Origin of the sequence: Pseudomonas sp. TMW22090, from assembly GCF_022496665.1 — a bacterium.
Taxonomy (GTDB): domain Bacteria; phylum Pseudomonadota; class Gammaproteobacteria; order Pseudomonadales; family Pseudomonadaceae; genus Aquipseudomonas; species Aquipseudomonas gregormendelii.
Map to the genome: position 1 here is coordinate 394,633 of NZ_SCFH01000006.1, position 20,888 is coordinate 415,520.

General features: G+C 59.5%; 21 protein-coding genes and 1 pseudogene. 8 read left to right on the forward strand and 14 right to left on the reverse strand.

The window, feature by feature from the left end:
- The first annotated feature begins 114 nt into the window (after window positions 1–114).
- From EQV97_RS19095 to EQV97_RS19110, 4 genes are all read left to right on the forward strand, one after another.
- A complete protein-coding gene (locus tag EQV97_RS19095) occupies window positions 115–1,926 on the forward strand; it encodes a penicillin-binding protein activator (RefSeq protein WP_240889530.1) in 1,812 nt (603 codons plus the stop codon).
- Window positions 1,926–2,288, forward strand: coding sequence for a YraN family protein (locus EQV97_RS19100; protein ID WP_045059279.1), 363 nt, complete (start codon window positions 1,926–1,928; stop codon window positions 2,286–2,288). The genes EQV97_RS19095 and EQV97_RS19100 overlap by 1 nt, the downstream gene beginning before the upstream one ends.
- Window positions 2,289–2,392: 104 nt before the next feature.
- Window positions 2,393–2,986 carry a phosphoheptose isomerase gene (locus tag EQV97_RS19105; RefSeq protein ID WP_045059278.1) on the forward strand — a complete coding sequence of 198 codons (594 nt, stop codon included), beginning with the start codon at window positions 2,393–2,395 and terminating at the stop codon, window positions 2,984–2,986.
- The gene (locus EQV97_RS19110; protein WP_122838782.1) at window positions 2,983–3,561 is read left to right on the forward strand and encodes a BON domain-containing protein; all 579 of its coding nucleotides are present in this window, start codon (window positions 2,983–2,985) and stop codon (window positions 3,559–3,561) included. The genes EQV97_RS19105 and EQV97_RS19110 overlap by 4 nt, the downstream gene beginning before the upstream one ends.
- 151 nt (window positions 3,562–3,712) lie before the next feature.
- On the opposite strand, the gene EQV97_RS19115 is transcribed toward EQV97_RS19110, so the two are convergent.
- The 7 genes from EQV97_RS19115 to rplM all read right to left on the reverse strand — a co-directional run bounded on the left by EQV97_RS19115 (window position 3,713) and on the right by rplM (window position 8,592).
- Window positions 3,713–4,126 carry a ClpXP protease specificity-enhancing factor gene (locus tag EQV97_RS19115; RefSeq protein ID WP_045059276.1) on the reverse strand — a complete coding sequence of 138 codons (414 nt, stop codon included), beginning with the start codon at window positions 4,124–4,126 and terminating at the stop codon, window positions 3,713–3,715.
- Window positions 4,127–4,142: 16 nt separating this feature from the next.
- Entirely contained in the window at window positions 4,143–4,751 is a 609-nt protein-coding gene (locus tag EQV97_RS19120) for a glutathione S-transferase N-terminal domain-containing protein (protein WP_240889532.1), read from the reverse strand.
- A 151-nt stretch (window positions 4,752–4,902) separates the two neighbouring features.
- On the reverse strand, window positions 4,903–5,685 hold the full coding sequence (locus EQV97_RS19125) for a cytochrome c1 (RefSeq protein ID WP_045059275.1): 783 nt from the start codon (window positions 5,683–5,685) through the stop codon (window positions 4,903–4,905).
- On the reverse strand, window positions 5,685–6,896 hold the full coding sequence (locus EQV97_RS19130; protein WP_045059274.1) for a cytochrome bc complex cytochrome b subunit: 1,212 nt from the start codon (window positions 6,894–6,896) through the stop codon (window positions 5,685–5,687). The genes EQV97_RS19125 and EQV97_RS19130 overlap by 1 nt, the downstream gene beginning before the upstream one ends.
- Window positions 6,896–7,489 (reverse strand): ubiquinol-cytochrome c reductase iron-sulfur subunit, encoded by a 594-nt coding sequence (petA, locus tag EQV97_RS19135; RefSeq protein WP_045059273.1) that lies wholly within the window; start codon window positions 7,487–7,489, stop codon window positions 6,896–6,898. The genes EQV97_RS19130 and petA overlap by 1 nt, the downstream gene beginning before the upstream one ends.
- 267 nt (window positions 7,490–7,756) lie before the next feature.
- Window positions 7,757–8,149 carry a 30S ribosomal protein S9 gene (rpsI, locus tag EQV97_RS19140; RefSeq protein ID WP_002555064.1) on the reverse strand — a complete coding sequence of 131 codons (393 nt, stop codon included), beginning with the start codon at window positions 8,147–8,149 and terminating at the stop codon, window positions 7,757–7,759.
- Between the two features lie 14 nt (window positions 8,150–8,163).
- On the reverse strand, window positions 8,164–8,592 hold the full coding sequence (gene rplM, locus EQV97_RS19145) for a 50S ribosomal protein L13 (RefSeq protein ID WP_007905295.1): 429 nt from the start codon (window positions 8,590–8,592) through the stop codon (window positions 8,164–8,166).
- A 245-nt stretch (window positions 8,593–8,837) separates the two neighbouring features.
- On the opposite strand from rplM, the gene EQV97_RS19150 reads away from it, so the two are divergent.
- Window positions 8,838–9,878: an NADP(H)-dependent aldo-keto reductase gene (locus tag EQV97_RS19150; RefSeq protein ID WP_045059272.1), complete on the forward strand. Its 1,041-nt coding sequence runs from the start codon at window positions 8,838–8,840 to the stop codon at window positions 9,876–9,878.
- Window positions 9,879–9,982: 104 nt separating this feature from the next.
- On the opposite strand, the gene EQV97_RS19155 is transcribed toward EQV97_RS19150, so the two are convergent.
- Window positions 9,983–11,119 carry an acyl-CoA dehydrogenase family protein gene (locus EQV97_RS19155; protein WP_240889535.1) on the reverse strand — a complete coding sequence of 379 codons (1,137 nt, stop codon included), beginning with the start codon at window positions 11,117–11,119 and terminating at the stop codon, window positions 9,983–9,985.
- Between the two features lie 220 nt (window positions 11,120–11,339).
- Here EQV97_RS19155 and EQV97_RS19160 point away from each other — a divergent pair, with 220 nt between their 5' ends.
- Complete coding sequence (locus EQV97_RS19160) at window positions 11,340–12,260, forward strand: GlxA family transcriptional regulator (RefSeq protein ID WP_177328543.1); 921 nt, start codon at window positions 11,340–11,342, stop codon at window positions 12,258–12,260.
- A 197-nt stretch (window positions 12,261–12,457) separates the two neighbouring features.
- Here the strand turns inward: EQV97_RS19160 and zapE are convergent, their stop codons facing one another.
- The 3 genes from zapE to EQV97_RS19175 form a co-directional block, all read right to left on the reverse strand.
- The gene (gene zapE / locus EQV97_RS19165; protein ID WP_122838779.1) at window positions 12,458–13,552 is read right to left on the reverse strand and encodes a cell division protein ZapE; all 1,095 of its coding nucleotides are present in this window, start codon (window positions 13,550–13,552) and stop codon (window positions 12,458–12,460) included.
- Between the two features lie 91 nt (window positions 13,553–13,643).
- Window positions 13,644–14,999, reverse strand: a complete 1,356-nt coding sequence (locus tag EQV97_RS19170) for a tryptophan--tRNA ligase (RefSeq protein WP_122838778.1) — start codon at window positions 14,997–14,999, stop codon at window positions 13,644–13,646.
- A gap of 24 nt (window positions 15,000–15,023) precedes the next feature.
- On the reverse strand, window positions 15,024–15,653 hold the full coding sequence (locus EQV97_RS19175; RefSeq protein ID WP_122838777.1) for an alpha/beta fold hydrolase: 630 nt from the start codon (window positions 15,651–15,653) through the stop codon (window positions 15,024–15,026).
- A gap of 145 nt (window positions 15,654–15,798) precedes the next feature.
- Between EQV97_RS19175 and EQV97_RS19180 the strand changes: the two genes are divergently transcribed.
- Window positions 15,799–16,233: a DUF1043 family protein gene (locus tag EQV97_RS19180; RefSeq protein ID WP_225569536.1), complete on the forward strand. Its 435-nt coding sequence runs from the start codon at window positions 15,799–15,801 to the stop codon at window positions 16,231–16,233.
- 82 nt (window positions 16,234–16,315) lie between these two features.
- Here the strand turns inward: EQV97_RS19180 and EQV97_RS19185 are convergent, their stop codons facing one another.
- From EQV97_RS19185 to EQV97_RS19195, 3 genes are all read right to left on the reverse strand, one after another.
- Window positions 16,316–17,044, reverse strand: a complete 729-nt coding sequence (locus EQV97_RS19185; protein WP_122838775.1) for an OmpA family protein — start codon at window positions 17,042–17,044, stop codon at window positions 16,316–16,318.
- A gap of 105 nt (window positions 17,045–17,149) precedes the next feature.
- Window positions 17,150–17,794, reverse strand: coding sequence for an MBL fold metallo-hydrolase (locus EQV97_RS19190; RefSeq protein WP_122838774.1), 645 nt, complete (start codon window positions 17,792–17,794; stop codon window positions 17,150–17,152).
- A 59-nt stretch (window positions 17,795–17,853) separates the two neighbouring features.
- Entirely contained in the window at window positions 17,854–20,592 is a 2,739-nt protein-coding gene (locus EQV97_RS19195) for a LuxR C-terminal-related transcriptional regulator (RefSeq protein ID WP_122838773.1), read from the reverse strand.
- Window positions 20,593–20,716: 124 nt separating this feature from the next.
- On the opposite strand from EQV97_RS19195, the pseudogene EQV97_RS19200 reads away from it, so the two are divergent.
- A pseudogene (locus EQV97_RS19200) lies at window positions 20,717–20,830 on the forward strand (outer membrane lipoprotein carrier protein LolA); the annotation flags it as partial.
- Window positions 20,831–20,888 lie beyond the last annotated feature (58 nt).

Genomic DNA, 20,888 nt, shown 5'->3' on the forward strand with positions numbered 1-20,888 from the left:
CTTGCTGCAACATTTGCATGAGCTAAATTGATCGATTCACGCCAGTAACATCGCGCCCCGGCCAGTGCTTGGGTACAATTCCACGCTAATTTGATCGAGTATCAGGAACACTACATGATCGCTTGCCTGCGGCTGTTCACTGCCCTCTGCCTCGCTGCCTTGCTGGCGGCCTGCGCCAGCTCGCCCTCCTCCAGCCTTGGCGACCTTCCACGGACTCCGGATGCCAGTATCGAGCAACTGCTCGAGCAGGCTTCCCAGAGCAAAGACCCGGAAAAAGCTGCGCTGTTGCGCCTGAGCGCCGCCGACCTGGCCTATCGCCAGGGTAACGCCGGCCAATCGGCGCAAATCCTCCAGCAAGTACCGGTGGAACAACTAAAGCCTGGACAGCAGGTGTTCGCCAGCACGCTGGCCGCAGAACTGGCGATGGTGCGCAATCAGCCCAAGGCAGCACTGACTGCATTGAGCCATCCGAGCCTGCAGCGCCTGAGCGAACTGCCGGTCGAACAACAGGTGCGTACCGGCACCGTGCATGCCCGCGCGCTTGAAGCCGACGGACAGGCATTGGCGGCTGCACGGGAGCGCATTTTCATCGCACCCATGCTCGAAGGCGAAGCCGCCGGCAAGAACCATGAAGCGATCTGGACCCTGATCGCTTCGCTGCCAACCGACCAACTGCAGCCCACCTCCACCGATGACCTCGGCGGCTGGATGAGCCTGGCGCTGGCCGTCAAGACCGCGGGCACCCTGGAGCAACAGCAGGCCGCGATCGACAACTGGCGCGCCCAGAACCCCAAGCACCCGGCAGCCATCCAGCTGCCAATCCCCCTGACCAAGCTCAAGGAACTGGCCAGCCAGCCCCTGGGCAAGATCGGCCTGCTGTTGCCACAGGACGGCCCGCTGGCCGCTGTCGGCAAGGCGCTGCGCGAAGGCTTCATGGCCGCGCACTACCAGGCACAGCAAGCCGGCCAGAATCCGCCGGCCATCGAGTTCTATGACAGCTCGCGCCTGACCTCCCTGGACGAGTTCTATCGCAAGGCCCAGGCCGACGGCGTGCAACTGGTCGTGGGGCCACTGGAAAAGCCGCTGGTCAAACAACTCAGCACTCGTGCGCAACTGCCGATCACCACCCTGGCCCTGAACTACAGTGAAGGCACCCAGGGTCCGGCCCAACTGTTCCAGTTTGGGCTTGCAGCCGAAGACGAAGCCCGGGAAGTCTCCCGCCGCGCTCGCGCCGACGGCCTGACCCGCGCCGCCATCATGGTGCCCAAAGGCGAGTGGGGCGACCGTGTACTGCGAGCGTTCAGCCAGGACTGGCAAGCCAACGGCGGCAGCATCGTCGCCACCGAACGCGTTGACCAGCCGGTGCAACTGGCCCAGCAGATTGCCGACATGTTCCAGCTGCGTCAGAGCGAAGGTCGTGCCAAGAGCCTGCAAACCACGATAGGTTCGCAGGTCGCCGCCCAGCCTTCGCGTCGCCAGGACATCGAGTTCATCTTCCTGGCGGCAACTCCGCAGCAAGCCCAGCAGATCAAGCCGACCCTGAACTTCCAGTACGCGGGTGACGTGCCGGTCTACGCCACGTCCCACGTGTACAGTGCCAGCGGCGATGTGAACCAGTACAACGATATGAATGGCGTGCGGTTCTGCGAAACCCCATGGTTGCTGGACGTCAACGATCCGCTGCGCAAACAGGTTACCGCCCAATGGCCACAAGCCGCCGGCAGCCTGGGACGCCTGTATGCGATGGGCGCCGATGCCTACCGCCTGGCACCTCGCCTGGGGCAGCTCAAGGCTTTGCCGGACAGCCGCATCGAGGGTGAGTCGGGCAGCCTGGGCATGACTCAGAACCAGCGCGTCGAACGTCAGTTGCCGTGGGCGCAGTTCGTCAATGGCCAGGTCCAGCGCCTGCCGGACACCTCGCGCTGATGCCCGAGAGGACACGCCGACAAAGCGGTCAGGATGCCGAGCGCCATGCGCTCGAGCATCTGCAACAACAGGGTCTGCGCCTGCTGGCGCAGAACTGGTTATGCAAACGCGGCGAGCTTGATCTGGTCATGCTCGATGGCGATACAGTAGTATTCGTTGAAGTCCGCTACAGAAAAAACACTCAATGGGGTGGCGCGCTCGATAGCATCGATGAGCGCAAACGGCAGAAGCTGATTTTTGCCGCGCAGTATTTTCTTCAGCGCGAGTCGCGCTGGGCCAATTCCCCTTGCCGTTTCGACGTGATTGCCATCGACAGCAATCTCGATCAGTTGAACTGGTTGCAAAATGCCTTCGACAGCTGATCGATTGCGCGCTGAACCGCACACTTCCACCCAACACTTTTGCTCTTTGCTTTGCGGGCTGCACATTCCTGTGCCAGGTAGCCGCGCTAATTAAGGTCACACAGATGGACATGCAATCCCGAATTCGCCAGCTTTTTCAGGCCAGTATCGACACCAAGCAAATGGCGATGGACGTACTTGCACCGCACATCGAGCAAGCCAGCCAGGTGATGGTCAACGCCCTGCTCAACGAGGGCAAGATGCTGTCCTGCGGCAACGGCGGCTCTGCTGGTGACGCCCAGCATTTTTCCTCGGAGCTGCTCAACCGCTTCGAACGCGAGCGCCCCAGCCTGCCAGCCATTGCGCTGACCACCGACAGCTCGACGATCACCTCGATCGCCAACGACTACAGCTATAACGAAATCTTCTCCAAGCAGATCCGCGCCTTGGGCCAACCAGGCGACGTATTGCTGGCGATTTCGACCAGCGGCAACTCGGCCAATATTATTCAAGCGATCCAGGCCGCACATGATCGCGAAATGATTGTCGTAGCAATGACGGGCCGCGACGGTGGTGGCATGGCATCACTGCTTCTGCCCGAGGACGTCGAGATCCGCGTCCCGGCCAACGTCACTGCACGTATTCAGGAAGTCCACCTGCTGGCGATCCATTGCCTCTGCGACTTGATCGACAGCCAACTGTTCGGGAGTGAAGAATGACCCCTAATCGCCTAGGCCTGATGGCCCTGACACTATGCCTCGGTATCAGCGGCTGCACTTCGGTGGTTAACGCCAGCCGTGAGGCGCCGATTAATGATGACCGCGGGACCCGCACCTTCGGCAGCAAGATCGATGACACCCTGATCGAAACCAAGGTCGGCGTGAACATCGCCAAGGCCGACCCCGCCCTGGACAACGATTCGCACATCGTAGTCACCAGCTTCAACGGCGTGGTATTGCTGGCCGGGCAAACGCCTACCGCAGACCTGAAGGCCAAGGCCGAACAGGCCGCCTCTTCGGTCCAGCGCGTGAAGACAGTGCATAACGAACTGCAGGTACTGCCACCTTCAGGCTTCCTCGCTCGCCAGAACGACACCTGGCTGACCTCCAAGATCAAGACCCAGATGCTGACCGATGCGAGCATTCCGGGCTCGCGCATCAAGGTTGTCACCGAGAATGGCATCGTCTACCTGCTGGGCCTGCTGACCAAGCAGGAAGCGGCCCAGGCGACCAATCTGGTGCAAGGCGTGTCTGGCGTGCAGAAGATTGTCAAATTGTTCGAGTACATCGATTGATGCGCCACGATCTGTAGGAGCTGTCGAGTGAAACGAGGCTGCGATCTTTTGATCTTTGGAAAAATCAAAAGATCGCAGCCTTCGGCAGCTCCTACGGGTTTGAGAGTGGTGAAGTAATAAAAAAGGCGATCCATCCGGATCGCCTTTTTTATTACTTCACCACCTTCAAACTCGGCCTTCCGCTTGGTCGCGGCGGCTCGCTGTCGGGCGGCGGAACATCGTCATCCGGCTCGATCTCTTCCTCGTCTTCCATAGGCGATTCCAGATCAAACACCATGCCCTGACCGTTCTCCCGAGCGTAAATGCCCAGGATCGATGCGATAGGCACGTACAGGGTGTGCGGCACGCCACCGAAGCGCCCTTCGAAGCTGACCGCTTCGTTGTCCATGTGCAAATGCCGCACGGCTGCCGGCGATACGTTCAGGACAATCTGTCCTTCACTGGCAAAACCCTGAGGCACCTGCACCGATGGGTACTCGGAATTGACCAGCATGTGCGGGGTGCAATCGTTATCTACAATCCACTCATAGAGCGCGCGGACCAGATAAGGTCGACTGGAGTTCATAGCGGCTCCTTAAGCCTTAGCGCATATCGCGTTCGACACCAGACAGACTCGCCTGGAAAGCCTCACGCGCAAACGAGCGCTCCATATAATCAAGCAGCGGCTTCGCAGGCCGCGGCAATTCAATACCCAGAATCGGCAAGCGCCAGAGTATTGGTAATAGGCAGCAATCCACCAGACTTTGTTCCTCACTGAGGAAAAACGGCTTGTCCGCGAACAGCGGCGACACGCCTGTCAGGCTCTCGCGCAGCTCCTTGCGGGCCACGACGCGGGCTGCTTCCTTGGTCCGCGAATCCAGGATCAGATCCACCAGGCCACACCAGTCACGCTGGATCAGCAGACGGCTGTTGGCACGCGCCACGGGATAAACCGGCAGTAGCGGCGGGTGCGGGTAACGCTCATCCAGATATTCCATCACTACGGTCGATTCCCACAACGCCAGGTCACGATCAACCAGGGTGGGCAAACTCCCGTAAGGGTTCACTTCGATCAGTTTAGGCGGCTGGCGACCCGCTTCCACATAAATGATCTCGGCGCTGACACCCTTCTCTGCGAGTACGATGCGTACCCGGTGGGAATAGTGGTCGGCGGGGTCGGAGTAACAGGCCAACCGATTGGTCACGCCCATGGCGGTCCTCCTCGCTTGTTGAAATTTCGAAAGCGGAAAAAACGAGCGCGCCCAGAGGGCGCCTCTCCGTAACCTCTGGATAACCAGATACGTTACATCTTCAGAGACGCCCTTGGGCGCGCGCGATTAACAGCAATTGCTTGAAGCGTTATCAGTGCACGTCTTTCCAGTATTCGCGCTTGAGCAGGTAAGCGAATACGAAGAAGAACGCCAGGTACAGCAATACGTACGTACCGATGCGCTGATGTTGCAGCTTAACCGGGTTAGCCGAGTAAGCGAGGAAGGTTACCAGATTCTTGACCTTCTCATCGAACTGCTCTTCAGTCAGCGCCCCACTTTTCGGCACGATGGTCAGTTGATCACATGCTTCATGCGTCAGCGGCGTACCCGTCAGAGGGTCGTATTGCTTCTTGCCGTCCTCGACGATCTGCACCTGCTTGCAGCCGACAACCTGGCGACCTTGCAGGCCGACCAGCACGTTAGGCATGCCGACGTTCGGGAAGACCTTGTTGTTGACGCCCCAAGGGCGCGCAGGATCTTCGTAGAACGACTTCAGGTAACCATAGAGCCAGTCGGTGCCACGCACGCGGGCGACCAGGGTCAGGTCGGGCGGTGCCGCACCGAACCAGGTCTTGGCATCTGCCGGTTGCATGCCGATGCTCATATGGTCGCCGATCTTGGCACCCGTGAACACCAGGTTCGAGAGCATCAAGTCATGCGGGATACCCAGGTCGTCGGCAACTCGCTCGTAACGCTGAAACTTGGCGCTGTGGCAACCCATGCAGTAGTTGGCGAACGTACGCGCGCCGTCTTGCAAGGCAGCCTTGTCGGAAACGTCGATGTCGACCTTTTCCAGCTCTGGACCGCCGTGCTCAGCGGCAAAGGACAGCACAGGCAATGCAGCAAGAATCAGTACAGCAAATAGCTTTTTCATCAGCCAGTCACCCTATCCGGAACCGGTTTGGTCTTCTCGAGCCTGGTGTAGAAAGGCATCAGAATGAAGTAGGCGAAGTACAGGAAGGTACACACCTGCGACAGCAAGGTACGGCCCGGAGTCGGAGCCAGGACACCGAGGATGCCCAGGATCACGAACGACACGCAGAACAACACCAGCCAGATCTTGCTCAGCCAGCCCTTGTAGCGCATCGACTTGACCGGACTGCGATCCAGCCACGGCAGCACGAACAGCACCGCGATGGCCGCACCCATGGCGATTACGCCCAGGAGCTTGTCTGGAACCGCGCGCAAGATCGCGTAGAACGGAGTGAAGTACCAGACCGGAGCAATGTGCTCTGGGGTCTTGAAGGCGTTGGCCACTTCAAAGTTCGGCTTCTCCAGGAAGTAGCCGCCCATTTCCGGGAAGAAGAATACGATCGAGCAGAAGATGAACAGGAACACCACCACGCCGACGATGTCTTTCACGGTGTAGTACGGGTGGAAGGCAATGCCGTCCAGCGGTACGCCGTTTTCGTCTTTGTGTTTCTTGATGTCCACGCCGTCCGGGTTGTTCGACCCGACTTCGTGCAGCGCCAGGACGTGCAGCACCACCAGACCAAGAATCACGATCGGCAAGGCCACGACATGTAGCGCAAAGAAGCGGTTCAGGGTGATGCCGGAAATCAGGTAGTCACCACGGATCCACTGGGTCAGGTCGTCACCGATGACCGGGATCGCACCGAACAGCGAGATGATCACCTGGGCACCCCAGTAGGACATCTGGCCCCAAGGCAGCAGGTAGCCCATGAAGGCCTCAGCCATCAGCGCCAGGTAAATCAGCATGCCGAAGACCCACACCAGCTCCCGCGGCTTCTGATACGAACCGTAGAGCAAGCCACGGAACATGTGCAGGTAGACCACGATGAAGAACATCGAGGCACCCACCGCGTGCAACAGACGCAGGATGGAGCCGTACTCGACGTCACGCATGATGTATTCGACGGAGGCAAAGGCTTCTTCCGCCGACGGGGTGTAGCTCATGGTCAGCCAGACACCGGTGACGATCTGGTTGACCAGAACGAGCAGTGCGAGGGAGCCAAAGAAATAGAAGAAGTTGAAGTTCTTCGGAGCGTAATACTTGCTGAGATGGTCTTCCCACATTTTAGTGGCAGGAAAGCGCGCATCCACCCAATCCATGAACTTGCTCATCACGCGTTCTCCGTATCGACGCCGACGACAATGATCTCATCGGTCTCATAGGAATGCGGGGGAACTGGCAGGTTCAAAGGCGCAGGTTGCGACTTGTAGACGCGGCCAGCCAGGTCGTAGTGGGAACCGTGGCAAGGGCAGAAATAACCACCTACCCAATCCTTGCCCAGATCTGCGGGAGCCACTTCCGGACGGAAAGTCGGCGAGCAACCCAGGTGCGTGCAGATCCCGATCAGCAGCAGTACCTCTGGCTTGATCGAACGCGTTTCCGGGTCGACATAGGTCGGTTGTGTCGAGTTCTTGGAGGTCGGGTCAGACAACTGGCCCTCGATCTTCTTCAGATTCCCCAGGATTTCCTCGGTACGGCGGACGATGAACACCGGCTGACCGCGCCACTCAGCAATCATCTGCTGACCTGGTTCGATTTTGCTGACATTCACTTTCACCGGTGCACCTGCGGCTTTCGCCTTGGCACTGGGAAACCATGACCCCACGAACGGGACCGCAGCCCCCACCGCTCCTGCAGCACCCACCACGGATGTGGCTGCTACCAAGAAGCGACGCCGGCCTGCATTCACGCCGTCATTGCTCATTCAGTCCTCTCCCATCAGCTTTGTGGCCTGTTAAATCAGGCATCTACTAAGTAAATCTATGTACTTATAAAAATTTTGCCGAATGGTAATGAAAAGCCCCAATTCTGACAAGGTAATTACCCAAGAGCTCCACTGCCAAGCCTTGCAGTATAGGGCCTCTGCGGCTGTGGCAAGTTGTCACAGAGCAATTCTTTGATAAATCGCGGCCATAAAAAAACGCCCAGCTCCGTGAGGAACTGGGCGTTCTTTTTTGAACGTGGAAGCGAATTAACGCTTCGAGTACTGCGGACGCTTACGCGCTTTACGCAGACCAACTTTCTTACGTTCAACTTCACGAGCATCGCGAGTCACGAAGCCAGCTTTGCGCAGAGCGCCACGCAGGGTTTCGTCGTACTGCATCAGAGCGCGAGTGATACCGTGGCGGATTGCGCCAGCTTGACCACTTACACCACCGCCGATCACGGTGACGTAGATGTCGAACTTCTCGACAGTCTCAGTCAATTCCAGCGGCTGACGAACTACCATGCGGGCAGTTTCGCGGCCGAAGAAATTATCCAGCGAACGGTTGTTGATGGAGATGTTACCAGTACCCGGACGCAGGAAAACGCGTGCGGTTGCGGTCTTGCGACGGCCAGTGCCGTAATTTTGAGTCGCCGACATAATGAACTATTCCGTTAAAACTTCAGTTCTTGGGGCTGCTGAGCAGTATGAGGGTGTACAGCGCCCGCATAGACTTTCAGCTTACGATACATGTCGCGACCCAGCGGGTTCTTAGGCAGCATGCCTTTGACCGCGGTCTCGATCACGCGCTCAGGGGCTTTAGCGATCAGCTTTTCAAAGTTGATCGACTTGATGCCGCCCGGGAAACCGGAGTGGGAGTAGTAGATTTTGTCGGTGGTTTTAGCACCGGTTACACGAATCTGCTCGGCGTTGATAACGACGATGTAGTCGCCGGTGTCAACGTGAGGAGTGTACTCAGCTTTATGCTTGCCACGCAGACGGCTCGCGATTTCGGTGGCCAGACGACCCAGGGTCTGACCTGCAGCGTCGACGACAAACCAGTCGCGCTGTACTGTTTCCGGTTTAGCAGTAAAAGTTTTCATTCTTTATAGCCTCAGGGGCCGCCCTGTAAATTAGACGGCGGATCTTACTGAATAGTGCGTACTTTGACAAGTCAAAGGCAGCCGGATACAGACGCTTTCGGGGGCTCGGGTCGGCGCGTCCGTTCAACGGCAAGATTCTTCGGCGGCGGCGCATCACTTCCACTGCAGAAAGAGGTGCGCAATTATGCAGATTGCGAAAAATATTTCAACCTGCTTTTATGATTGTTTTGCCCAAGGAGCACCTGATGGACTATCGACAGCTAGGCCGGACCCATCTGAACGTGAGCGCGATCTGCCTCGGAACCATGACCTGGGGCGAGCAAAACAGCGAGGCTGAAGCCTTCGCACAGATCGAACGGGCCAAAGGCGCCGGGATCAATTTCATCGACACCGCGGAGATGTACCCGGTGCCACCCAAAGCCGAAACCTACGCCACCACAGAGCGCTACATAGGGAATTATTTCAAAAGCCGCGGCGATCGCGCCGACTGGATCCTGGCCAGCAAGATCGCCGGCCCCGGCAATACGATCGACTACATCCGCGACAAGAACCTGCGGCACAACCGCCAGCACATCACCGAAGCCGTAGATGCGAGCCTCAAGCGCCTGCAGACCGACTACATCGACCTTTACCAACTGCACTGGCCGGAGCGCAGCACCAACTTCTTCGGCCAGCTGGGCTACAAGCACCAGACCGAAGCCAACCTCACACCCTTGGAAGACACCCTCGAAGCGCTGGACGAGCAGGTCCGGGCCGGCAAGATCCGCCACATTGGCCTGTCCAATGAAACCCCGTGGGGCACCATGCGCTTCCTGGCGCTGGCCGAGGCCCGTGGCTGGCCGCGCGCCGTGTCGATCCAGAACCCCTACAACCTGCTCAACCGCAGTTTCGAGATAGGCCTGGCGGAAATCGCCATCCGCGAACAATGCGGCCTGCTCGCCTATTCGCCGCTGGCGTTCGGTTTCCTGTCGGGCAAGTACGAAGGTGGCGCCCGCCCGCCAAAAGGCCGCCTGAGCCTCTACAGCCGCTTCAGCCGCTATTTCAACCCGCAGTCGGAAGCGGCCTGCAGCCGATACGTGGCATTGGCCCGTGAGCACGGCCTGGACCCTGCGCAAATGGCACTGGCGTTCGTCAACCAACAGCCGTTCGTGACCAGCAACATCATTGGTGCCACAACCCTGGAGCAACTGGAGAGCAACATCGCCAGCTTCGAGCTGAAGCTGTCGGATGAAGTGCTTGAAGGGATTGAGGCGATACACAAGGATCACCCGAATCCTGCACCTTGATTAATCCTTAAAACCAATCGCGGGCAAGCCACGCTCCCACAGGTTCGGTTATTCCTGTGGGAGCGTGGCCTGCCCGCGATGGCGGCCTGACAGTCACCGCAACATCAAAGCGACCGGGCAATGATCTCCTTCATGATCTCGTTGGTTCCGGCATAAATGCGCTGCACTCGCGCATCCGCCCACGCCCGGGCCACCGGGTATTCCCACATGAACCCGTAGCCGCCATGCAACTGCACGCACTCATCGAGCACCTTGCACTGCAGGTCGGTACCCCAATATTTGGCCATCGCCGCCGTCGGCACATCCAGCTTGCCCTGCAAGTGCAATTCCAGGCAGCGATCAACGAAGACCCGGCCAATCTGAATTTCAGTGGCCATTTCCGCCAGCTTGAAACGAGTGTTCTGGAAGTCCGCAATGGCCTTGCCGAATGCCTTGCGCTCACGGGTGTAGTCGAGCGTCCACTGCAGCGCCGCTTCAGCCGAGGCCAGGCCGCCAATAGCCACCGTCAGCCGCTCCTGGGGTAATTCCTGCATCAGATAGACAAAACCCATCCCTGCTTGCCCCAGCAGGTTTTCCTTGGGCACGCGCACGTCCTGAAAGAACAGCTCCGAAGTGTCCTGGGCCTTCATGCCCACTTTCTCCAGGCGCTTGCCCTTGTCGAAGCCAGGCGTATCGGCCTCCACCAGAAACAGACTGGTGCCCTTCGCGCCGGCTTTCGGATCGGTCTTTGCCACGACAATCACCAGGTCAGCCAGAAAGCCGTTGGTGATGAAAGTCTTGGAGCCGTTGATCACATACTCGTCGCCATCCAGCACCGCAGTGGTCTTGACCCCCTGCAAGTCGGAGCCAGCTCCTGGCTCGGTCATGGCAATCGCCGTGACCATTTCCCCAGAGACCAGTTTCGGCAGGTATTTGTGCTTCAACGCCTCGCTGCCGTAGTGCAGGATATATGGCGCAACAATGTCCGAATGGAGAGAAAAACCGATACCGGTCAGCCCGAGCCGACCCACTTCTTCGATGACCACCGCGCTGTATAGGAAGTCCGCCCCCAGCCCGCCATATTCTTCCGGCAGATGCGAGCAGAGCATCCCCGCCTCCCCCGCCTTGTTCCAGAGTTTACGGTCGATGTAGCCCTGTTTCTCCCATTGCGCATGAAACGGTACCGCCTCCTTATCGAGGAACGATCGAACGCTGTCGCGAAAGAGTTCGTGCTCGGAACTGAACAAGGTTCTGGGGATCATGCGGCACCTGTCGTTATTGTTGGAAGGATGGGACCTTCAGAGACTATGCCTCGGCTTCGACACAGGACACTGGACACATCAGACAAAAAATAAGACGATCCAGCCGTCTGGTGACCACTTTCCCTTATAAAAATAAAGTTGAATTATGTCCAACCAAGCCTCCACGCCTCTAAGGCGCGTCAGCATCCTGGCTATCGACCGGGTTTTCGCTTCCACCCTCATGCAAGCCAAGGATTTCTTCCACCTTGCCAGCCTGCGCTATGGCAAACAGCTCGGCCATGGTCTCGTCCCGGCCTTCGAGACTCGTCTGGTCAGCCCGGATGGCAAGCCAGTGAACAGTTTCAGTGATGTCATCATGCCGGTGGACGGCGGCCTGGAAAACGCCGACATCATCGTCCTGCCGGCGTTCTGGGACGACTTCGAGACGCTTTGCCAGCGCTACCCGCAAGTCCTGCCGTGGCTACGCCAGCAACATGCCCGCGGCGCCGTGCTGTGCGGCGAGGCGACCGGCGTATTCTGGCTCGCCGAAGCCGGGCTGCTCGACGGCAAGGAAGCCACGACCTACTGGCGCTTCTTCAACGCCTTCGCCGAACGCTTCCCCAAGGTCCAGCTCAATCAGGACAAGCACCTGACCGACGCCGACAACCTGTACTGCGCCGGCGGCACCACCTCAGCCTGCGACCTGTACATTTATCTGATCGAACGCTTCTGCGGCGCCAACGTGTCACAAGCCGTGGCCCGGGACATCCTTTATGAAGTGCAGCGCAGCTACTCCCCCGGCCGCATCGGCTTCGGCGGACAAAAATTGCATCAGGACGTAATCATCCTGCAGATCCAGCACTGGCTCGAAGAACACTTCGCCGACAAATTCCGCTTCGAAGACGTTGCCCGCGAACACGGCATGAGCATCCGCAACTTCATGCGCCGCTTCCAGACCGCCACCGGCGACAAACCACTGCACTACCTGCAACGCCTGCGCATTGAAACCGCCAAGGGGCTGCTGTCCGGCAGCCGCAAAAGCATCAAGACCATCAGTTACGAGGTGGGCTACGACGATGCAAGCTTCTTCGCCCGCTTGTTTCGCCAACACACGGATCTGTCGCCGAATCAGTATCGGCAGCAGTTTCAGCAGGCAGCGTAGCCCCGAGAAAAATACAAGACCTGTGGGAGCTGGCTTGCCAGCGATAGCGATTTGTCAGCGCAATGAATACTGCCTGACACGACGCCATCGCGGGCACGCTCGCTCCCACAGGGTTTGCAGTGCCTTCGCGTTTTTCTTCAGCACAAAATCAAAAAGGGCCTGCAATTGCAGGCCCTTTTTATAAGCTGAAGATCTGTTTAAGGCTTATGCGCCCTGGACAGGAATTCATGGGACTGCATTTCCAGCAGGCGGCTGAGGGTGCGCTGGAACTCGAAGTTCAGGCGACCGCCGGTGTAGAGGTCTTTGAGCTCGACTTCGGCGGAGATGATCAGCTTCACGTTACGGTCGTAGAATTCGTCGACCATGTTGATGAAGCGCCGGGCGATGTCGTCGGTGGTGACGCTCATCTGCTCGACGCCGCTGAGCAATACCGCGTGGAAGATCTTGCCCAGTTCGATGTAGTCGTTCTGGCTGCGCGGGCCGTCGCAGAGTTCGCGGAAGTCAAACCAGGCCACGTCGTCACAGGTACGCAAGGCGCGGATTTCGCGATTTTCGATCATCAGCACGTCGTTCTCGACCGCTGCGGTGCATTCCGGCGTCAGGGCGCGGAAGCTCTTGCGCAGGCTTTCGTGTGACGCCTCGTCCAGCGGGAAGTGGAACAGCTCCGCTTGCTCGAGGTGGCGCAGGCGATAATCGACGCCACTGTCGACGTTGACGATCTCGGTATTCTGCTTGATCAGCGCGATGGCCGGCAGGAAACGCGCACGCTGCAGGCCGTCCTTGTACAGGCCGTCAGGCACGATGTTCGAGGTCGCGACCAGGGTCACGCCATTCTTGAACAACTCTTCCATCAGCGTGCCAAGGATCATGGCGTCGGTGATGTCGGAGACGAAGAACTCATCGAAACAGATCACCCGGGACTCGTCCGAGAAACGCTTGGCGATGATGGTCAGCGGGTTTTTTTCGCCGCCCAGGGTCTTCATTTCTTCGTGCACGCGCTTCATGAAGCGGTGGAAGTGGGTGCGGGTCTTTTCCTTGAACGGCAGCGCTTCGAAGAAGGTGTCGACCAGGTAAGTCTTGCCACGACCTACGCCGCCCCAGAAATACAGCCCCTTGATCGGGGTCTGGTCTTTCTTGCCGAACAGTTTCCCGAGAAAACCGGGTTTGTTCTGCGAGGCCGCCACCAGATCGTCGTACAGGCGCTGCAAATGACGCACGGCAGTTTCCTGCGCGGCATCATGAAAGAATTCCGGGCGTTTCAGATCAGCTTGATATCGTTCTAGAGGCGTCATAATTCGTTAGCAAGGCAACAAAAACGGGCCGTCACTGTAGCGACGGCCCGTCGGAATGGCAATCAGCCCTTGGTCGGACCGAGCCGTCGATTTATTCCTGAACCGGGGTCAGCGCGATCCGCAACGCATCAATGCCGGCATCGCGAGCGGCGCCGTCAGCGAACGTGGCGCTGTCGGCCACACACTCGCCTTCGAGCCAGACGCTGAAGCTCAGGTCTTCGCTGCGCACGTCCAGAGCCTGGCCCGCTTGCAACTGTTTGGTTACCTGACCTGCGGTTTTACCGTCAGCAAAGTTGCGCGACAGCAGCAACTGCTCACCATCAGCCGCCAGCAGGCGGAATCGGAAGCTGCCGTCGTCTTCGCGGAAGCTGACGAAGCGCGCGGCCTTGGTGGCTTTCTTTTTCGTGGTGGCAGCCACTTGCGTCTGGGCGACGAACGAGCGCAGACCGACCGCTTCACGCAGCTCGTTGAGGAACGGCGTGGCCACGGCACGGGCCTTCTTGGCGCCGATCTGCAGCATGTCTTCCAGGTCTGCCGGGCGTTCGATCAGTTGATGATAACGCTCGCGGGATTCACCCAGTTCGCTGTCCAGCAGCTGGAACAGACGGTTCTTCGCCTCGCCCCATCCCAGGCCCTGCAGCAGTTCACTGCGGAATTCGTCGGACTGCGCCGGGGTGGCGAAGGCCTGGAACAGCGTGAACAGGTGCGAGTTGTCCGGATCTTTCGCTTCGCCCGGTGCTCGGGAGTCGGTCACGATGCGCGAGATCGCGTCCTTCATTTCCTTGGCGCTGCTGAACAACGGGATGGTGTTGTCGTAGCTCTTCGACATCTTGCGACCGTCGAGGCCTGGCAACGTGGCGACGCTTTCTTCGATCAGCGCCTCGGGCATGGTGAAAAATTCCTTGCCCTGGCCAAACAGGTGGTTGAAGCGCTGGCCGATGTCCCGAGCCATTTCCACGTGCTGAATCTGGTCACGACCGACCGGCACCTTGTGCGCGTTGAACATCAGGATGTCCGCGGCCATCAGCACCGGGTAGCTGTACAAGCCCATGGTGATGCCGGCATCCGGGTCTTCACCGCTCTCGACGTTCTTGTCCACCGAGGCCTTGTAGGCGTGCGCACGGTTGAGCAGGCCCTTGGCGGCGACGCAGGTCAGCAGCCAGGTCAGCTCGGGGATTTCCGGGATGTCGGACTGGCGATAGAAGGTCACGCGCTCTACATCCAGGCCACCGGCCAGCCAGGTTGCGGCAATTTCCAGGCGCGAGCGCTGGATGCGCAACGGGTCATCGCATTTGATCAGGGCGTGATAGTCGGCCAGGAAATAGAACGAATCGGCGTTGCTGTCACGGCTGGCGAGGATCGCCGGACGGATGGCGCCGGCGTAGTTGCCCAGGTGTGGCGTGCCGGTGGTGGTGATGCCGGTGAGGATACGGGTACGAGTCGTCATGGGTTATCGCTTGTCAGACTGCAATCAGTTCGAGAGACGCGGCAGGATCAGATCCTTGAGATCGGTCAGCTTGCCATGAAAAAAGTGTCCGCATTCTGCCACTTTCAGCAGCTCATGGGGACGCTGGAGTTTCCCGGACCAGTCGTAGACCAGTTGCGGATCGATGACCTCGTCGGTTTCCGGCTGGATCAGCGTCAGTTCGCCCTGCAGCGGCACCTGATCCTGATCCCCCAGGCGCATGACGGCCGGCGCTACCATGAACAGATGCTTGAGCTGTTCACCCTGGGCTTCCAGGCGCCCGCCGAGACTTGCTGCAACAAAACCACCAAAGGAGAAACCCAGCAGCGTCAGAGGTAGATCAGGATGTTTCGCCCGCAACCAGGCAGCGGCGGCCTGGGCATCATCGACCTCGCCGGTACCCATGTCATGGGAGCCGGCGCTGGCACCTACGCCCCGGTAATTGAAGCGCAGGGTCACCAAACCGGCGTCGCGGGCCGTGCGCTGAAGGGTCGAGACCACTTTGTTGAGCATGGTGCCGCCCTGCACCGGGTTCGGATGGCAGATCAGCGCAATGCCGCGCGGCTGCTCATTATCCAGGTACAAACTTTCCAGTTCACCGACTGGGCCATCAATCACTACAGGGGTTTCGCGCATAAGCAAGGAAGGAACTCCGTGACCTCGAATCGGGTCGACTCGTCTAGCAATTTGTCTGTGCCAATCTATCTGCGAGAGAATCGCGGTATACAGCGCAGGTTCGAGCCGTTAACGTAAAGCAAAGCCGTTTATAGAGGAAGGACTCGTGGAACACTCGCTCTTAGTTTGGTTGTTGCCGACTCTTGCCCTGGTTGTGGGTGTCGCCATTGGTTTCCTGATCGCTCGCCTGGTGCCGAATGCCGCGCCTAACAGCACGCAACGTCAGCTGGATGATATTCAGGAACGTTTCGACAGTTATCAAAACGAGGTGGTCACCCACTTCAACAGCACCGCGACCCTGGTCAAGAAAATGACCCAGAGTTACCAGGAAGTGCAGGATCATCTCGCCGATGGCGCAAACCGTCTTGCCCTGGATGAGCAGACTCGCCAACGCTTGCTCGCCGCCCTGCATGCCGATGCAGCCCAGGCGCCTCGTGAGCGCCTGACTCCGCCGCGCAACCAGGAGCCGCCTCGCGATTACGCGCCCAAAGCGCCAAACGCACCGGGCATGCTCGATGAGCATTACGGCCTGAAGAAGTAATCAGGTTTCGCGCGACATGAAAAAGCCCCCGGATGAGTGATTGTCCGGGGGCTTTTTTCACACCTGATATTCAGCCAAACGCTTATGGGTACTGCTGAACATTACCTTGCTGCTGACCACCATATTGCTGGCCCGGAATCGCCTTCAGGTTGACCTCAACCCGACGGTTCTGCGCCCGACCATTGACGTCAGCGTTGCTGGCTACCGGGTTATCCGGACCGGCGCCACGGGCTGTGAGGTTGGCACTGCTGACGCCTTGGGACGTCAAATAGGTCGCCACGCTCTGAGCGCGCCGCTGGGACAGGTCCATGTTGTGCTGGCGGCTGCCGGTGCTGTCGGTGTAGCCGACGATTTCGATCTGGTTCTGGTTAAACTCCTTCAACGAGCCTGCGAGGTTGTTCAACGGTTGATAGAAGCTCGAGGCGATATTCGCCGAATCGGTGGCGAACGTGATGTTACCCGGCATGATCAGCTTGATCTGATCACCCTGGCGCTGCACTTCCACGCCAGTGTTGGCCATGCTCGCACGCAGCTTCTTCTCCTGCTGATCAGCGTAGTACCCGTAACCGGCAGCGGAAGCACCTACCACGGCGGCGCCGATCAGCGCGCCCTTGCCACGATTGTTGTGGTCAATGGCGGCGCCCGCCAGCGCCCCGGCCAGAGCGCCGAGGCCGCCGTACTTGGCGGTTTTGCTCATGCCCTGGGAACCGCTATCGGCCTGACCCTGGTTGTCATACGGGTTCGGCGAAGCGCAGCCAGACAGCACGGCGATGGCAGTAGCGGCAATAATCAGACGAGGCGTGGTGAACATGAAGAGCTCCTACTTTTTTTGCATTCTGTGGTGCAACGGACTTAAGCATTGAACCTTTGCCGGCGTTGGATCATTTTGCGCGATAAAAATTCCGTCAGGCAGACATCAGGCGCGCACGAACGGGTTCTCCCGCATTTCGTCACCCAGTCGCGTGTCCGGTCCATGCCCGGTGATCACGGTCGCCTCTTCATCGAGGGTATACAGGCGCTGCTTGATCGACCGCACGATGGTGGCCTGATCCCCGCCCCATAAATCCGTGCGCCCTACCCCGCGACGAAACAGGGTGTCACCGGCGATGAGCAGCTTAGCGTCAGCAAACCAGAAACTCATAGAGCCGGGTGTGTGACCGGGTGTGTGCAATGCCACGCCACAGCCGCAAGCCAGTTCTTCATCGTCGGCCAACCAGCGATCTGGCGGGGGTACCGGCGTGTAAGGCACGCCGAACATCTGGCATTGCATCTCCAGGTTGTCCCAGAGGAACTGGTCCTCCTTGTGCAGATGCAGGGTCGCCCCGGTTTTCTCTTTCATCTGACCGGAAGCCAGGAAGTGATCCAGGTGTGCGTGGGTGTGGATGATGCTCACCACCTTGAGCCCGAGGGCGTCGAGTCGCGCCATGATCAACTCAGGGTTGCCACCGGGATCGACGACGATGGCCTTTTTCGTGATCGGATCGCCGATGATCGTGCAGTTGCACTGCAACGGGCCGACGGGGAAGGTTTCGCGGATGAGCGCGGGGCTGGCAGCGACCATGGTGGTTCCTGAAATTAATGGATGGCCTATTCTGGCACAGGCTGGCGGGCCCGACAGCGTCACCCCAATACACCCAACTCCTTCGCCCGCGCCACCGCCTGAGTCCTGCGCTCTACCCCCAGCTTGCTGTTGATATGACTGGCATGCGTCTTCACCGTATGCAGCGAAATAAACAGCTGATCACTGATCTCCTGATTTGAGCACCCTTGGGCAATCAGCTTCAGGACGGCCAGTTCCCGGGCACTCAGTTGCTCGCAGGCGTGGGATGGCTCCGAGGCTATGCGCGGTGGTATGGCGGGCAGATGCTCTGCCAGGGCGGCGCAAACTGCGGTCCTGGCATTGTGCTGGAGTTGCTCGCGCAACCAGGCTGGATGTTTGCTCAGCAAGCCGTCGAAAGGTTGCACCACGCCACCAATCGCAGCATCGAGGGCCTGAGTGAGGCTTTGCCGGGCTTCAGGTTCGCGGTTGCTGGCCAGTAGCAGCTCGGTCTTCTGGGTCAGCACCATGACGCTGAGCATCTGCCGCCCGGTTTGCTGGCCGTTTTCCAGCAGTGCGTTCAACCGCCCCTCGGCCAGCATCAACTGGCCCTGGATGACCTCCAGCAAAGCCTGCTGCAATTCGATATGCAAGGGCAGTTGCGGATGAAATTCCGGCGGCGCAGCGGGGTTTTCGCCGTTGTAGGTCTGGCTCAGACGCGCCAGCCAGGCTTCGGCCAGGTCGGTGCGGCCCTGGGCCAGCCATAGCTCGCATTTGACCAGGGTAATCATCGCCAGGTAATAAATCGGCGGCACGTCCCAGATATGCATCAGGCGCTCGGCTTCGGCGAGTTCGGCGAATGCCTTGGCAAACTCGCCGCTGCTGCCTTCGATTCGGGCAATCACGCAATGGCCGATCAACACGCTGATATCCCGGCAGGCTCGTGCTTCGCTGAGGCCAGCCTGCAGTCGAATGCGCGCAGCCTGTGGCTGCAGGCGCATGGCCAATAGAAATCCTTCGTATAACGTCAGGCGTGCGCGAACGGCATAGAGGCGTTGCGGCGACAGCCCTTGCAGGCGCTGCAGGCCCTGGCGCACCTCATCCAGCGCCCGCAGGATTTCCCCGCGGGCCTGGAGCACTCGGGCACGGTCGTAATGCGCCAGCGCCTCGAACAATGGATTACCCACCCGCTGTGCCAGCTCCAGGGAGTCGCGGTTCAACCCGCGTGCACGCCACAGGTCGCCGTCGGCGATGGCCAGGTTGGACAAGGTCGACAGGCACATCAAGCGTTGGCCATAGCGCTTGGACGGCAGGCTCTCCAGGGCTTCAGTGCAATACAGCAGGGTCAGTTCACGGTTGCCCCGTCCGCGGGCGATAATCCCGCTCAGGGCCAGCCACTGCGCCAGCATGGACTTTTGCGCCGTGGCCGAAGGGGCCGGCAGAAAGCGGCTCAGATGACTGGCCAGTTCTTCGGCAGCGTCCAGTTGGCAGGCCAGCCCCAGGGCCCAGCTGTACAGCACGATCAGGCGCGGCGTACTGATCAGCAGGCTGTCGGGCAAGTCCATCTTCCAGCGCAGCAACATACCGACGTTCTGTTCGGCCAGCAGCTGCTCTTCGGACAGGTTCTGCACCAGATTCGCTGCGACGTCCAGGTGACCGGCACGCAACGCCTGTTCCACCGCTTCATCGAGTAGCCCCTGGGCGTTGAACCAGCGGCATGCGCGCAGGTGCAGGCTCGCTGCCGGCACGATGGCCTGGGCGGTGGGGCGGGTGCGCAGCAGATCGGAAAACAAATGGTGATAACGATACCAGTGGCCCTGCTCGTCCAGGGGCACCAGGAACACCTGGTGAGCCAGCAGGAATCGCAGGATCTCTGCGCTGTCGTGAGCCTCGCGAACGGCGTCGCACAGTTCGCTGCAGAAGCGCTCCTGGGGGGCGGTGTCGTAGAGGAAGGCCTGCACTTCGGCGGGCAGGCAATCGATGACTTCCTCAAGCAGGTAATCGCGGATCAGCCCTTCCCCACCATGCAGGGACTGAGGCAATGCACCGTCACTGCCCGCTTCGGAGGCGGCCAGCAGCCAGAAACGCAGGCCAGCGACCCAGCCTTCGCTGCGCTCTATGAGGTTTTCCAGAGCTTCGCCGCGCAGTGAGGTGCTGTGGCGATCAAGCAGGGTCTGGGCTTCGTCGTGAGTCAGGCGCAAGTCCTGCTCGTGCAGTTCGAGCAATTGCCGGGACAGGCGCAGGCGCGCCAGATGCCAGTCCGGGCGCTGGCGGCTGGTCACCATCACCAGCAGGCCGTCAGGCAAATGATTGAGGAAAAATTGCAGGCAACGGTCGAGCACCGGCCCCTGGGCCAGGTGGTAGTCATCGAGCACCAGCAACAGTGGAGCGGTTGGCAGCAAGTGCACGGCCAGCTCATCGAGCAAGCCGTCCAGCCACTCCTCGAAAGCAAATGGCTGATGGCGCTGGCGCATTTTCAGCAGGCCAAGGGACTGGCTGCCAAGCTTGGGATAAAAATCCTGGAGACCTTCGAGCAGCCGCTCAAGAAACCGCCCAGGGTCGCTGTCACGCGGACTCAGGCCAAGCCACAGACTCTGCCAGTGCGCGGGCAGACCTTGGCAGAATTCCACGGCCAGGGAGCTCTTGCCGAACCCTGCCGGGGCGCTGATCAGCAACAGCCTGCCGCCAAGCCCGGCACTCAGTCGCTCGCACAGACGCGGCCGCAGCACGTGGCCATCAGGCAGCGGCGGGCGAAAAAAACGTCCGTCCAGTGCCGCGACGGCAACGCTTGCAGGGCCCGGGATGGGGGACAGATCAGTCATGGCCGGCTCTTGTTTGATGGCGGGTGGCGGCGTTGCAGATGTCCGCAGACTAGCGGTAAACGAAGAGGTAATGAAGGTTATTGCTACAAATGGCTACAAAAAGGCCATCAAGCTCTACGCCCGAATGCATACAGGCCCTGTAGGAGCGAGCTCGCTCACGATGGTCGTAAACGATGACGCGGGTTGCCTGACTCCCCGCAGAGCCCTCAGGTTTTTCGCGAGCAAGTTCGCTCCTACAGGAGCGATAGGCAAAAAAACGCCCCGAGCCAGTCGGGGCGTTTTCAGAAGGTGAGGCC